At 45.4% G+C, this 919-nt stretch carries 1 protein-coding gene and 1 pseudogene; both read right to left on the bottom strand.

The window, feature by feature from the left end:
- Positions 1-154: 154 nt before the first annotated feature.
- Positions 155-613: a transcriptional regulator ArgR gene (gene argR, locus AK963_RS29685; protein WP_066018799.1), complete on the bottom strand. Its 459-nt coding sequence runs from the start codon at positions 611-613 to the stop codon at positions 155-157.
- A 116-nt stretch (positions 614-729) separates the two neighbouring features.
- Positions 730-919: pseudogene (locus AK963_RS36310) on the bottom strand (IS630 family transposase); the annotation flags it as partial.

A 919-nucleotide genomic window follows, 5' to 3' on the forward strand; every position in this document is an offset into this window, starting at 1 on the left:
GATCATCCTGAGTTTTAATCTGACTGGCTATTTGATCTACCAGTTTTTCGTTGATTTCAACGCTCATTGTTATTCTCCATTTTGGAGTATTAACGACAAGCGTTTACACAATTTAAATTACATTCCCCTGTAAAAGACTAACAACTCATCATTTTCAGTTAAACATCTCAGAAATACTCAAGGTAATCTCTTCAATCTCCTGAACACTGGTGGGCACGACTAGAATGGTATCATCCCCCGCCACACACCCCATAATTCCACCTTTAACGCCAATAGAATCCAGCAGTCTGGCAATCATCTGGGCAGCGCCCGGGCTGGTTTTGATCACAATCATCGATTCGTTGTGATCAACCTCTTCGACCAGGTCTTTTACTGCAATACTGGAGTCCATCTTGCCCAGCTCAGGGGGAAGGCAATAGACCAGCTCATTCAGTGCATTGCGCGCCCGGACCGCACCAAAGCGGCTGAGCATGCGGGAAACCTTGGACTGACTGATATTATCAAACCCCTGCTCCTGCAGAAGCGTGACAATCTGGCTCTGGGAACCGCAGCGCTCTTCTTTCAGCAACTGACGGAAAGAGCGAACCAGGGCATCCTGTTTTTGGCTAGTCATAGTCGTCAAATAACCTTTCAGGAAAATGCTGCTTACTGATCGTTAAATAAGCCGAAAGCGTCCAGTGGCGCAGCATTTCTTTAATAAACAGTTCTGATACCAATTGAATTTTCTAACTACTGTATAACTGCCCAATCACGGGAGCACAGACTGAACAGTCGACCAGCTTCGCTGCAAAGGTTATTCCAAGCTTCACAGCAACAATCTACAATATTTTCATAACCTGAAAATGCTTTGTTTGATAAGTCATGCTCCCGCATCCACTCCCATAGCCTTTCTGAGCTGTTTAACTCCGGTGCGAATGGT

The sequence above is a fragment of the Endozoicomonas atrinae genome (assembly GCF_001647025.1).
GTDB classification, from domain to species: domain Bacteria; phylum Pseudomonadota; class Gammaproteobacteria; order Pseudomonadales; family Endozoicomonadaceae; genus Endozoicomonas; species Endozoicomonas atrinae.